General features: G+C 70.8%; 12 protein-coding genes and 1 rRNA gene. 10 read left to right on the top strand and 3 right to left on the bottom strand.

The window, feature by feature from the left end:
• Positions 1 to 150 precede the first annotated feature (150 nt).
• From ACFWN2_RS25135 to ACFWN2_RS25100, 8 genes are all read left to right on the top strand, one after another.
• Positions 151 to 2,517: an AAA family ATPase gene (locus ACFWN2_RS25135; protein WP_382431221.1), complete on the top strand. Its 2,367-nt coding sequence runs from the start codon at positions 151 to 153 to the stop codon at positions 2,515 to 2,517.
• Positions 2,514 to 2,930: a hypothetical protein gene (locus ACFWN2_RS25130; RefSeq protein ID WP_382431219.1), complete on the top strand. Its 417-nt coding sequence runs from the start codon at positions 2,514 to 2,516 to the stop codon at positions 2,928 to 2,930. The genes ACFWN2_RS25135 and ACFWN2_RS25130 overlap by 4 nt, the downstream gene beginning before the upstream one ends.
• On the top strand, positions 2,908 to 3,744 hold the full coding sequence (locus ACFWN2_RS25125; protein ID WP_382431217.1) for an exonuclease SbcCD subunit D: 837 nt from the start codon (positions 2,908 to 2,910) through the stop codon (positions 3,742 to 3,744). Before ACFWN2_RS25130 ends, ACFWN2_RS25125 begins: the two co-directional genes overlap by 23 nt.
• A complete protein-coding gene (locus ACFWN2_RS25120; RefSeq protein ID WP_382431215.1) occupies positions 3,741 to 6,368 on the top strand; it encodes an AAA family ATPase in 2,628 nt (875 codons plus the stop codon). The genes ACFWN2_RS25125 and ACFWN2_RS25120 overlap by 4 nt, the downstream gene beginning before the upstream one ends.
• A 179-nt stretch (positions 6,369 to 6,547) precedes the next feature.
• Positions 6,548 to 7,180: a hypothetical protein gene (locus ACFWN2_RS25115; RefSeq protein ID WP_382431213.1), complete on the top strand. Its 633-nt coding sequence runs from the start codon at positions 6,548 to 6,550 to the stop codon at positions 7,178 to 7,180.
• A gap of 264 nt (positions 7,181 to 7,444) precedes the next feature.
• On the top strand, positions 7,445 to 8,413 hold the full coding sequence (locus tag ACFWN2_RS25110) for a helix-turn-helix domain-containing protein (protein WP_382431211.1): 969 nt from the start codon (positions 7,445 to 7,447) through the stop codon (positions 8,411 to 8,413).
• A gap of 19 nt (positions 8,414 to 8,432) precedes the next feature.
• Positions 8,433 to 9,560 (top strand): hypothetical protein, encoded by a 1,128-nt coding sequence (locus tag ACFWN2_RS25105; protein WP_382431209.1) that lies wholly within the window; start codon positions 8,433 to 8,435, stop codon positions 9,558 to 9,560.
• Between the two features lie 62 nt (positions 9,561 to 9,622).
• A complete protein-coding gene (locus ACFWN2_RS25100; RefSeq protein ID WP_382431207.1) occupies positions 9,623 to 10,564 on the top strand; it encodes a hypothetical protein in 942 nt (313 codons plus the stop codon).
• On the opposite strand, the gene ACFWN2_RS25095 is transcribed toward ACFWN2_RS25100, so the two are convergent.
• On the bottom strand, positions 10,537 to 11,349 hold the full coding sequence (locus ACFWN2_RS25095; protein WP_382431205.1) for an NAD(P)H-binding protein: 813 nt from the start codon (positions 11,347 to 11,349) through the stop codon (positions 10,537 to 10,539). The genes ACFWN2_RS25100 and ACFWN2_RS25095 overlap by 28 nt on opposite strands.
• A gap of 88 nt (positions 11,350 to 11,437) precedes the next feature.
• Here ACFWN2_RS25095 and ACFWN2_RS25090 point away from each other — a divergent pair, with 88 nt between their 5' ends.
• Both ACFWN2_RS25090 and ACFWN2_RS25085 read left to right on the top strand, forming a co-directional pair.
• On the top strand, positions 11,438 to 11,797 hold the full coding sequence (locus ACFWN2_RS25090; protein WP_382431203.1) for a nucleotide pyrophosphohydrolase: 360 nt from the start codon (positions 11,438 to 11,440) through the stop codon (positions 11,795 to 11,797).
• On the top strand, positions 11,794 to 12,384 hold the full coding sequence (locus ACFWN2_RS25085) for a hypothetical protein (RefSeq protein ID WP_382431201.1): 591 nt from the start codon (positions 11,794 to 11,796) through the stop codon (positions 12,382 to 12,384). The genes ACFWN2_RS25090 and ACFWN2_RS25085 overlap by 4 nt, the downstream gene beginning before the upstream one ends.
• A gap of 2 nt (positions 12,385 to 12,386) precedes the next feature.
• On the opposite strand, the gene ACFWN2_RS25080 is transcribed toward ACFWN2_RS25085, so the two are convergent.
• Together ACFWN2_RS25080 and rrf are read right to left on the bottom strand one after the other, a co-directional pair.
• On the bottom strand, positions 12,387 to 12,551 hold the full coding sequence (locus tag ACFWN2_RS25080) for a hypothetical protein (protein WP_177230081.1): 165 nt from the start codon (positions 12,549 to 12,551) through the stop codon (positions 12,387 to 12,389).
• A 164-nt stretch (positions 12,552 to 12,715) separates the two neighbouring features.
• Positions 12,716 to 12,819, bottom strand: a 5S ribosomal RNA gene (rrf, locus tag ACFWN2_RS25075); the annotation flags it as partial.

Below are 12,819 nucleotides of genomic sequence, written 5' to 3'. Positions count from 1 at the left end.
GGGACCACCTTTAGTCACCCTATGTAACACCACTCGATCGTGTGAGTACTCACCAGTAGGTCCCCTTTCGTGCCTAAGTTGCCGCCCTATCGAGTGGTGGCAGCTGGAGGAAATGTGACCGTGGCGGGTGAAGCCGGGTTACTCGAACTTATGGCCGGGCGACTGGCCAAATACGAACTCACCCCACGTGCGGCAGAACTGGTGCTGGCGGCGTGCCGGGGCGAGGCGGCGCTGGACCGCGCGCTCGCCGGTGTGCCCGCCGAGGAGCAGGCCCCTCACGAGCGTTCCGACGGCCCCGGCCAGGGGATCTACCTGTCGGAGATCCGCGTGCGCGGCTTCCGGGGCATCGGTCCCCAGGCACGCCTGCCGCTCGCACCGGGTCCGGGGCTGACCGTCGTCACCGGGCGCAACGGCTCGGGCAAGTCGAGTTTCGCCGAGGCCGCAGAGCTGGCGCTGACGGGCTACAACGCGCGCTGGGCGCGGGCACGGCACGACGTGTGGCGGCAGGGCTGGCGCAACCTGCACCAGACCGACACCGCCGTCGAGCTGGACCTCGTCCACGCCCAGCGGCAGGGCAGGACGACGATCCGAAGACGCTGGGCCCCGCACGAGGAGCCGACACAGGGAGAGTGGACGCAGGACGACGAGCCGTTCGACGACCGCAGGTGGCACGACGCGCTGGAGACCTACCGGCCGTTCCTGCCCTACAGCGAGCTCGGCACCGTGCTCGACGCACAGCCCGAAGACCTCTACGAGGCGATGCACCGCCTTCTTGGACTGGAGGCGATCACCGAGGCGCAGCAGGCGCTCGCCGAGCACCGCAAGCGCCTCGCCGAGATCGTCGCCCGCCCCTACGACCGGCGGGAACGGGTGCGGGCGGAGCTGGCGGCGTCGCAGGACGAACGCGCCCACCGCGCCGCCGAGCTGCTCGGCAGCGACTCCCCCGACCTCGACGCGATCGCCGACCTCGCGCTGCGGGCCGACGTCGGCACCGGCACGAGCCTCCTGCAGCAGATCATGGACGTGACGCTGCCGCCGGCCGACGAGGTCGACAGGGTCCGCGAGGCCCTCGACCTCGCGCTCGGCACGGTGACCGAGGTGGCGACGGCCAACGCGCAGGACTCGTTGCGGTGCAGCGAGATCCTGCGGCTCGCGGTCCAGCTGCAGGAGTCCGGCGGCAACCAGGAGTGCCCGGTCTGCAACCTGGGCAAGCTCGACGGGAAGTGGCTCAGCAAGGCCAAGAAGCGCGCCGAGCACCTCGCCAGGGCCGCGGCGGAGCTGCACGAGGCGGCGGACCGGCTGGACCTGGCGGTCGCCGCCGCGCGGGCGTTGTGCCAGCCGGTGCCGCAGGTGCTGACCGAGGTCCAGGACGTGCTCGACACGACGGCGGTGGTGCAGGCCTGGCAGGCGTGGCAGGCCTGCGTGTCCGTCGACGACCCGGTGCGGCTGCGGCAGGTCGTGTTCGACCGGTACGCCGAGCTCGCGCAGGCCGTGGAGCAGCTGAAGTCCGTGGCGCGCGAGCAGATCGAGCGCCACGACCTGGTGTGGCGGCCGATGGCGATCGCGTTGTTCGAGTGGCATTCCCAGGCGCAGCAGGCGCTCGCGGACTCCGAGGTGCTCGCCGACGTCACCGAGGCGGAGAACTGGATCCGCAAGACCGCTGCCAGGCTGCGGGCCGAGCGCAGCGCGCCGTTCGCCAAGGAGTCCCAGCGGATCTGGCAGCGGTTGCGCCAGCAGAGCAACGTCGACCTGGGCGCGGTGCGGCTCGGCGGCACCCGCAACGTCGAGCTGGACGTGTCGGTCGACGGCGTGTCGAACTCGGCGCTCGCGGTGATGAGCCAGGGAGAGCTGCACTCGCTGGGCCTCGCCCTGTTCCTGCCGCGCGCGATGGTCGACGAGAGCCCGTTCCGGTTCGTCCTCATCGACGACCCCGTGCAGGCGATGGACGCGTCCAAAGTGGATGGTCTCGCCCAGGTGCTCGCGGACGTCGGGCTCACCCGTCAGGTCGTGGTCTTCACCCACGACGAACGGCTGGTGGAGGCGCTGCGGCGGTTGCGGCTGAGCAGCACCGTGTGGGAGGTCTGCCGCGGCGAGGAGTCCGTCGTGCAGGTGCGGATGGCCGAGGACCCCGTCGGCAGGTGCCTGAGCGACGCCCGCGCGATGCGCGTCGACGAGAGCCTGCCGGACGCGCTGCGGGCCGAGCTCGTGGCGTCGTGCTGCCGCACGGCCCTGGAATCGGCCTCCCACGCGAGGTTCCGGCGCGAACGGCTCGTCCGCGGCATGCCGCACGCCGAGGTCGAACGCCGGCTCGAGCTCGCGATGACGACCAGGCAGAAGCTCGCGCTCGCCGTGCTCGACGACCTCGGGGAGCCGGCGAAGCTGTTGCCGCACCTGGAGGACGTCGTCGGGTCGTGGGCCGTCGACCTGCTGCAGGCGTGCCGGGTCGGTGGTGACAGCGGCGATCTGGACGTGCTGATCAGAGACACCGAACTGCTCGCGGGATGGTTGCAGCGATGACCCTTTCCTCCGACGTCCAGGACCGGCTGACCTGCGTGGCGAACCTGCTGGCGCGCCCGGACCAGCTCGACGGCGTGCGCATCCGTTGCTGCGCCGAGCTTCTGCGCACCGCGGTGGAGCGGTCGGTCGCCCGCGCGTGCGGTGCCGAGAACTCCGACGAACCCGTGCAGGCACTGCTGATCAACCTGGCGTCCCACGTGGACGTCGACGTGGCGCACGACGTCTCGCAGCTGTGGCACGCGCTGAGCCGCGCGATCCGCCACCACGGCTACGAGCTGACCCCGACCGTCGAGGAACTGACCGGCTGGCACGCCGACACCGCCGACGTGGCCGAGGCCCTCCAGCTGCACCTGACCCTGTCCGGCACGATCGACATACCTGAAGGCACCGGTGAAACTGCTGCTGTTCGCTGACCTGCACCTGGACTCGCGCTTCCCCAGCGCGGGTCCGGTGCGGCGGAAGGCGTTGCGCGACACGTTGGGCCGCATCGTCGACCTCGCCGGGGAGACCGGCGCCGACGCGGTGCTCTGCGCCGGCGACCTGTACGAGCACGACCGCTGCTCCCCGTCCACCGCCTCGTTCCTGCGGTCGTCGTTCGACTGCTCCGTGCCGGTGTTCCTGGCTCCCGGCAACGACGACTGGTACGGCCCGCAGTCGGTCTACCAGCAGGTGGACTGGACGCCGAACGTGCACGTCTTCTCGTCGGAGTCGATGACGCCCGTGGACCTCGCCGACGGCGTCACGCTGTGGGGCGCCGCGCACGTCGGGCCCGGTCCGGCGCGGGACGTCCTCGACGGCTTCGCGGTGACCCGCGGCGGCGTGAACCTGGCCCTGTGCCACGGTTCCGCGCCCGGCGACGTCGCGATCACCGGGCTGGACCACGCGTTCCTCGGGCACGTGCACACGCCGGAGCACGCCGTGAACTACACGTTCCCCGGCAACCCGGATCCGTTGACGCCGGGCGAGACGGGCGAACGCGGAGCCGTCCTGTGCACGGTGCACGACGACGGTTCGGTGTCGCGCGAGGTGTTCGACGTGTCGGCGTCGAAGTCGCTCGACTGGCTGGACTCCGAGGAGACGTTCCCGTTGCTGGACTTCGACTCCGTGGCAGCGGAACGGACCGTGCGCGGCCAGTTCGTGCGCGACGTGCTGGCGGACGCGGCTCTGGACGAGGCCCTGCGCGGCCGTGTGCTCGCCACCGGCCTTCGTGCGTTGGAGGAACGATGAAGATCGAGTCCGTGACCGCGCACGCGTTCGGGCCGCTGCACGACCGCACGCTGCCGCTGGCGCCCGGCCTGACCGTGGTGTCCGGGGTGAACGAGTCGGCGAAGTCGTCGTGGCACGCCGCCATCCGCGCGGCGCTGTGCGGTGACCCGTCCGCGCGGCACCGCCCCTGGGAGGGCGAGTCGTGGCGGGTGGCGGCGATGGTGTCGCTGGAGTCCGGTGAGGTCGTCGCGGTGGACCGCGACCTGAACGACGACTCGGTGCCGGACGTGTCGCGCCGGCTGGGTCTCGACCGCACGTCGTTCACGGCCACGGCGTGCGTGGACCAGGCGCAGCTGCTGACCGTGCAGGACGCGGCGGGAGGCCTGCAGGACCACCTGCGGCGCGCGGCCGCCACCGCGGGCACCGACGGCACGGTGGAGCAGGCGCTGCAACGGCTGACCGCGCCGGTGGACGCGTTGAAGGACGCGCGCAACCGGGTGCGCGAGGCCGAGACGGACCTCGCCGTGGCGCGCCGTGAACACGCCCGGTACCTGGAGCTGAGCGCGCAGGCCCGTTCCGCGGCGGCCGCCCGTGCCCGGCTGGAGGTCGAGGAGCACGGTGCGTCGGTCGAGGCGCTCGTGTCCCGCGTGGCGCGGATCGGTGAGCTGCAGGAGCGCTTCGGCGACTCGCCGCCGTCGGGCATCGCCGCGCAGGAGGAACTGGCGCGCCTCGTGAATCGCGCGACGGCCGCATGGCGCGCCGCACCGAACCCCCGCGTGCTGACGGGCCCGTCGGCGGAGGCGTTGCAGGCGGAACTCGACGCCCTGCCGGGCTTTCCGGTCGGCGAGACCGCGCTCGACGACGAGCTCCGCGTCGTCGCCTCGGCCTACGCGACCGCGTCCGCCGTCGCCGTCGCGCACAACGAACGCAGGCCGTCACCGCCGACCACCGCGGAACCGTCGGTGCTGCGCGGCCTGGCCACGCGGCTCGACCCCGCCGCCGGTGGCCGTCTGACCAGCGCGTCGATCGAGGTGGACGCCGCGCGCGTGCACCAGGACGAGGCGGCGGCCGACGCGGCCCGCACGCAGGTCGAGGCCGACGTGGCCGCGGCGCACGTGCAGGAGATCGCGATGCCGAACCCGTTCCTGCGCAACGCCTTGCTGGCTCTCAGCTGCCTGACGACTCTGGTGGGCGGCCTGCTGATCCTCACGGACCAGCACATCGCGGCCGCCGGAGTCCTCGTGGCCGCACTGGTGGCCGGTGTCGCCGGCGCCATGTCCCGCGGCAACGCCCCCGAACGCGAGGCCGCCGTGGTCTTCGCCGCCGAACGCGCCGCCACCGCGACCGAGTCCCGCGGCCGTCTCTTCACCGCGGACCGCACCCTGGCCGAGGCCGAGGGCCAGCGCGCCGTGGCGGCCGAGGCAGTCCGGGTGCACGACGAGGCCGTCTCCGGCTGCGCGGCCCTGGGCATCCCCGCGGACCGCGAGACGTTGTGGCGCCTGGCGAACCGCGGCGCGTGGGAGGCCGAACACGCCGACCTCGTCTCGGAGGTCGCACGCACCGAGAAGGCCATCCGCGTGGAACTGGCCGCCCGGGGCAAGACCAACGCGGCCATCTCCGTGCCGGACCTGCTGGTGGACTACGAGACGGACTGCAAGGTGCGCGGCCGCCAGGCGTTGATGGCAGCCCAACGCCCACTGCTGGCCCAGACCCTGGCAGACCGCCGCCTGGCAGAGGCGACCGTGGCCGAGGCCACCGCCGCCCACACCCGAGCGCTGGACCTGTTGCGGCAGGCGGTGAAGGCCATCGGCCGCACCGGCAAACGCCCCGAGGACCTGCTGCGCGCGATCGCCGAGTGGCAACGCGACTGGGACCGCCTGCTCCGCGAGGCCGAGGACGAGCGCAACGCGTGGGCGGAACTCCAGTCCCTGCTGGCCTCCGGCACCCCCGACGACCTCGAAGCGACTCTCTCCGCGGCCCAGACCTACCTGGTCTCGTTGCAGGAGGCAGCTCTCCGGTACACGGCCTGCGACGCCGACCCGTCCCTGGCACCCTCCGCCGACTCGCTGGCGGCCACCGTTGCGGAGATGGCCCGCTCGTTGCCGAGCGTCCCGGACGCCGAGGAGACCGTGCAGGCGGCCGCCGCGGTTCTGGCCGAGGTGACCGCCGAGGTGGAAGCCATCGACCTGGCCTCGCAGTACCTGACCGTCGCCCGCGAGAAGGTGCACAGCACCATCGCCCCGGCCCTGGAGGAAACGCTCCGCACGTGGCTGCCTTCGATCACCGACGGCCGTTACGTGGACGCCGCAGTGGACGCGTCAACCCTGACCGTGCGCGTGTGCACGGCCTCCGACGCGTGGCACGAGGCCTCGCACCTCTCGTTGGGCACGGCGGAGCAGATCTACCTTCTGCTGCGCGTCGCCCTCGCCCAGCACCTCGCGACAGAACCGTGCCCCCTCCTGCTCGACGACGTCACCGTGCAGGCCGACTCGGTGCGCACCCACGCCGTCATGGACCTGCTGCTGCAACTCTCCGCGGACCGGCAGATCGTGCTGTTCGCGCAGGACACCGCGGTGGCCGAGTGGGCGCGGGAGCGACTGGGTGAGCGGGACGTGCTGCACCAGCTCACGCCGGTGGCGGCCTGACCGGGAGACGGGCCGCCGGTGAGGTGCCCGGGCCTCTCCCCCGGGCACCTCACTTCACCTGCGGACCTGCACGCGCAGTTCAGACGGTGGTCGCCCATCGATCGCGTCCAACCCCACGATCGCACCCGCCGGGCGTAGCGGTTCCCGGAAATGTCAGACCCCGTCGCTACCGTCGCCCCATGACCAACGCCGCCTTCCGCAAGCTCACCCCCACCAGCGACGAGCAGCTCGCCGACCTCGGCCTGCGACAGGCCGTCCTGGACCGCGCGATCGCCGCCGGCATCGACGCCCGCGCCGCCTCGCCGCCGTTCGGCCCGACGAACGCGCCGGGTCTGCTCGACTGGATCCACCGGGTGGGCACGTTGCGGCAGCTGCTGGCGGCGGAGGGGTGGCAGCGCCTCGACCACTGGAACGCGGGGCTCATCCGGCACCCGTCGCGGCCCGTGCTGCTGGGCACGTTGCAGGGCAACCGGGGAACGGGGTCGCCGGACGCGCCGTTGCGCAGCGACTACGCGAAGGGTCCTGCCATCGCGGCGATGATGCGGGACAACGACCACGACCAGTTCGCGCTGTTCGAGAACGTGCGCAGCGAGGGGCTGAAGTTGTGGTTCCTGGTGACGTACCCGTTGCAGCTGGAGGACAGGCTCGTGGTGTTGCGCGAGGTGTCGCAGCCGGAGCCGACACCGCAGAACCAGATCATCGAGCGGTGGGCGCGCCGGATCCCGTTGCCGCCGATGGAGTTCCCGCAGCTCAAGGCGCCCAATGTGGACGGTCCGGAGGAGGTGGACTTCCCGATCTCGCTCCGCCGGTGAGCGGAGCTCTGGCGCCGGCCAGGAGAGTTCGGGCACCGGTTAGGCGGTCAACGCCACCGCGAACCTGGGAAACGCGCAGACCGCGCACCTCGACGCGCCCACCTCACCCCACACCCCACACCCCACACCCCACACCCCACACCCCACACCCCACACCCCACACCCCACACCCCACACCCCACACCCCACACCCCACACCGACGGATCAAACCTCGCTCGCAACGGCTCAACCACGCCCAAGACGAGCCGCCGCTGACCTGACCGGTGCGCACCAGGACCCGCCTGGCACCGCGCCACGCCAAGGGCGACAATGACCGGATCATGCTCACGCCCACGCGACTCACGCTCGCCCGCACCCGGCGCGGACTCACCGCCGCCGAGCTGGCGCGGAAGTCCGGTGTGCAGGCGCGGGCCATCGCGGAGTACGAGCGCGGGCTTCGTTCGCCCAAGCCCGCCACCGTCGAGTCGCTGGCGGGAGCGCTCGGTTTCCCCGCCTCGTTCCTTGCCGCGCCGGAGCCGCCCCGGCCCCAGATCGTGCCGCGGACCGAGCCGCTCGACGCGCAGGCCGTGGCCGCGGCGCAGCTCGCGATCGAGTTCAACGGCTGGCTGGAACGGCTCTTCGTGCTGCCCCAGCCCGATCTGCCAGCGCCCAAGACTCCGCCGAAGAGCACGCGCGACTCGTGGCGGCTCGCCTCCGGGCCCGCGCCGAACATGGTGCAGCTGCTGGAGTCCCACGGCGTGCGGGTGTTCTCGCTGCCGGTCGACTGCGCCGGGCAGGAGGCGTTCTCCTGCTGGCACAACGGGACGCCGTTCGTGTTCCTCACCCCGACGGCGACGCCGGAGCAGGCGCGGTTCGACGCCGCCGTCCAGCTCGCCGTGCTGCTCGGGCACGACGAGCCGCGGGAGTTCGCCGCCGAGTTCCTCATGCCGCAGCGGCTTCTGGCCGGCACCGATCACCGCCACTGGCACGTGGGCAGGGACCAGTTCACGAAGTGGGCCAACGTCCACAGTCTCGTGCAGGGCGGCATGACGCGCCGCGAGACGTCAAAGCTGCTCACCAAGGTGTTCAAGGTCCTCCGTGAGCACGGCACGACACCGCTGCACGTCGCCAAGGAACTGAACCTGGGGCTGGAGGAGCTCAACGGTCTCGTGTTCGGGCTGGTGCTGACCGCGCTGCCAGGTGGCGGAGAACCCGGACCGAGAGGACGCGCACGCCTTACCCTGGTGCACTGATCAACTTCTGGGGGAAGTCGTGCTGGTGTTCCTGCGGTTCCTGGTGGCCGCGCCGTTGCTGCTGGCCGCCGGCATAGGGGTGCCGACCGGCCACCACGTGGTCTCGTCCTACCTGTTCCGGCGCGAGCTGCGTGACGGTCGGTTCGACTTCGCCGGAGAGTTCCGCGACTCCCTCACGGAGACTGTCGTGCTGTGGCCGACGGCGTTGGCGCTCGTGCTGCTCGTCGTGTTCTGGTGGATGACCACGGCGTGGCCGAAGATCGCTTTGGTGCCGTCGGTGCCCGCCGCGTTCGGCGGTCTCGTCTTCGGGCTCCTCGACGGCGGGGAGCACGCGGCGGCGGGGGTCGCGGCGCCGCTGGTCGCGTTCGGACTCGCGTGGCTCGCCGCTCAGGTCGTGACGCGGCCGGTCCGTGATGACGTGCGACGATCCGCGGTCGAGGTCGCCGTGGGTCTGCGCGGCGGCGGTCGGTTGCGGGTCCAGTCCCGGCGTCTGCTGCTCGACCGGCTGCCGCCGCCCGTGCACCCGATGAGCCCGATCGGACGGGTCGCCCTCCGGTTCGACCGGATCAGCAGCGTCGAGGCGGGTGACGTGCGAACGCCCGCGCAGTGGCGGCTGGCCAACACCAGCGAGCTCACGATCACGCCCGGCCCGGTGCTGCGGATCATCGGTGGCGGGCAGGAGTGGTTGCTGCCGGTCGACGACGCCGACGGCGTGGGCCTGCTCGTCTCGCGACGGTCGAGGGCACGCGCCAAGCCGGATCCCCGGCCACCGCTGGAAGACGGCAGCTGGTTCCACGCCAAGCTGCTGTGGGACCTCGCCGGCCAGGAACCGCCGGTCCGCAACGACCGCAAGGTCAACCACGGGAACCGCTGGTCCGCACTGCTCATCTCCGCACTCACGACGCCGATGACGCTCTACTCCGTCTACCGGATCTTCACCGACGGCTGGTACTACCTCGTCGGCTTGCTGTTCTTCGGCATCATCGCGTGGATCGCGACGCACGTGTGGTTCCGCCAGGGCGTCACCTACAAGCTCACCGAGGAGAACCCGGTGTCGCCGTTGAGCGACGATCCCGATCCGCGCCGGCTTCCCGTCACGGGCTGGAGTCCCCGACCTGCAACGCTGGGCCAAACGAGCGATTTGTGAAACGCATCGCCCGGCATGACCGACACTGAGAGTGACGGGACGCCGAGTCGTGAGGATGCCCCATGACGATGCAGCAACGCACAGAACCTTCCCCGGCCGCCGTACTGATCGCCGTCGCCGTGCTCGCACTGGTTCTGACCGTTGCTTTCGGCCCTCTGGGCTTCGTCATCGGTCTCGCGCTGTTCGCCCTGATGTTCGTCGGCACCAAGAACAAGACGGCAGACCAGATCACCCCTGTGCGCACGCGGTCCCGCCTCCGCCGCCTGTCCACGGCCGGGCGGGTCTCGATCGTCGGCGAGTCGCACCACCAGGACGCCATCGCGGAGATCGTTCGCCTCGCCACTCGCGAAGACACGCAGGAGAACACCCCGGAAGACGCGGGCGGCTCGACGGTCCCCGCCACCGCGGTGCTGGTGCCGGAACCCGCCACCCGGTACGACCACGCGTCGGTGCGCGTCGACCTGCTGCGCGGGGACGGTTCCGCGATCACGGCCGGCTACCTGCGGGCCGAACAGGCCGCCGACTACCGGCCGCTCCTGCTCGACCTGGCCGACCGCGGCGAGGTCGGCTCGTGCCCGGCGCGCATCATCGGCGGTGATCAGCGGTTCGGCGTGCACCTGCACCTCGGCGCCCCGCGGCTCCTGCTGCTCGACCACGAGGCGCTCGGCACGGCACCGACGCTGACCGCCGAACACCAGGTCGCCGTCGTCGGTGAGCAGGTCCACCAGCACGTGCTGCACCGCGTCGTCGACGGCCGCACGCCGGCCCACGTCATCGCCGAACTCCGCGACTGCAGAATCGCTAGAGGCTCTCACACCGGTGAACACACTCTCGAAGTCCTTCTAGAAGGCGAGAGCATCGGACAGCTCACCTATGCGATGGGGCTTCGCTACTGCGATGTCGTGCAGGAGTGGCGCGCCCGCACGGGGCGGGCGCTCTGCGAGGCCGTCATCACCAACGAGGGCACGCGCGGCCTTCAGGCGAACTTGCTGCTGCCCAAGTAGTCGGCGAACGTCCGCGGCTCACGCCCGAGAACCCGGCGCACGCTGTCGGACACGTGCGCCTCCTCTCCCTTGCGGATGAGCAGGATCAGCATCGTGACGAGATCCGCGATCTCCTCCGAGTAGCCGACCTCTCGCAGCACCGCGGTGAACTCCTCGGGCGCGATGTCCACGTACCGGACGGGGCTGCCGGTCACCTCGCTGATCCGTGCCAGCACCTCGGGGAACGACAACGCCTCTGGCCCGCTGAGGTCGTAGGTCTGACCGTGGTGACCGGGCTGGGTCAGCGCCGCGACGGCGACCTCGGCGATGTCCACCACGTCGATGAACGGGTGGACGCCGTCGCCGGCGGGGACGGCGAGCTCACCCTGCTGCACGGACGGCGCGAAGATGTCCTCGTCGAAGTTCTGCATGAACCAGGTGGGCCGCAGGATCGTCCACTCGGTCCCCGAACCCTTGACCGCCGCCTCGAACGGGTCGTCGTCGGGTGCGCCGCGCATGGACAGCAGGACGAGCCGGGTCACGCCGGCCTTCACGGCGACGTCCACGAAGTCGTTCAGCAGCACCGGGTTCTCCGGCGGCACGACGTAGACGGCGGTCGTGCCTCTGACCGCGGGCTCCCAGGTGTCCTGCTCGGACCAGTCGAACCTCGTGGACGCGGACCGCGACGCCGGACGGGCGGCGGAGCCGAGGAGGGCGGTCACGCGGCGACCGGTCTTGCCGGTGGCGCCGAGGACGAGGACGGTGTCGTCTTCCGACGAGGTGTTGATCGCGCTCAATGTTGACATGACTAGAGCTAATCAACGTTGACGCGGACGATCCATGCTTGATCAGCCGCCGTCCTTGCTCGTTCGTCCACGTGGTAGTCAGTGGTGCATGAGTCAGCGTGACCTTGTGGACCTGAGGGACGCCCTGCGCGCGTTCGCCGCTGCCCGTGACTGGGACAGCTACCACACACCCAAGAACCTGGTGATGGCCTTGTCCGCGGAGGTCGGCGAGCTCACCGACCTGTTCCAGTGGCTGACGCCCGACGAGGCGAAGGACGCGATGAAGGATCCCGATCTCGCCTGGAACGTCCGGGACGAGCTCGCGGACGTGATGCACTACCTCACCAGGCTCGCGGACAAGCTCGACGTCGACCTCGTCGAGGCCGCGTTCGCCAAGATCGACCGCAACGAGCGGCGGTTCCCGACCGGGAGTCTGACTCCCGTGCCGGTGGAGAAGGGGGAGTTGTGAGTCTGCACAACGCGCAGGCCCTGCACGTGCACCAGAAGGTCACGTTCATGGTCAACCGCTACGAGGTCTTCCTCGACGACAACGGGGCGCCGGGCGCCCTGGTGGGCTTCGCCGAGCAGAAGAGGCTCAAGATCAAGGAACGGATCACGATCTACACCGACTCGTCGAAGAACCAGGTGCTGTTCGAGTTCAACGCCCGCAAGGTGATCGATCTCGGCAGCGGCTACGACGTGACGGACGAGCAGGGCAGGTCGATCGGCTTGTTCCGCAAGGACTTCGGCAAGTCGCTGCTGCGGTCGACCTGGCACCTGGAGCAGCCGGGCCTGGGCACCGCGACCGGTGCCGAACGCAACAAGTGGCTCGCGGGCTTCCGCCGGCTGTGGCAGTGGATCCCGTACATCGGAGATGCACCGTTCCCCATGCGGTATCACTTCGACTTCGCGACGGAGAACGGTGCTCCCGTGTTCAGCGTCGACAAGAAGACCTGGGTCCGCGACCACTACCTGGTCACGATCCAGGATCCTGGCGTCGACCGCCGGCTCGTGATCGCTCAGGCCGTGGCGCTCGACGCGCTGCAGTCCCGCTAGGACTAGAGGTACGTCAGCAGGAGGAGGATCAGGCACACCAGCAGCACGACGCCGAGCACTGCGGGCAGGACCGACTGCGAGGACGGCGCGGGCTCGCGGGCGTGCCTGCCCCGCCTCCTGCGCGCTCGCCACCGCAAAGGTGCCTCCCCTGCCCACTGCTCGTTCATGACGATCACGGTAGGGAGGAACCAGCCGGGCCTGAGGCGCGTCACCCGCTCGCCGGGGTCTCATCACCCGGTCAGCCGCTCAATGAGCACAGCGCCACCTGCAAAAGAACATGAAAAAGCCCTGCGGGGAGCGCTTGTGGCGCTCGACCCGCAGGGCAAATTAAGTTCGGCGGCGACCTACTCTCCCACACCGTAACCAGTGCAGTACCATCGGCGCAGAAGGGCTTAACTACCGGGTTCGGAATGGGACCGGGTGTTTCCCCAACGC

This window comes from Lentzea sp. NPDC058436 (assembly GCF_042721515.1).
Classification (GTDB): Bacteria; Actinomycetota; Actinomycetes; order Mycobacteriales; family Pseudonocardiaceae; genus Lentzea.
This window is presented reverse-complemented; position numbering and strand designations above follow the sequence as displayed.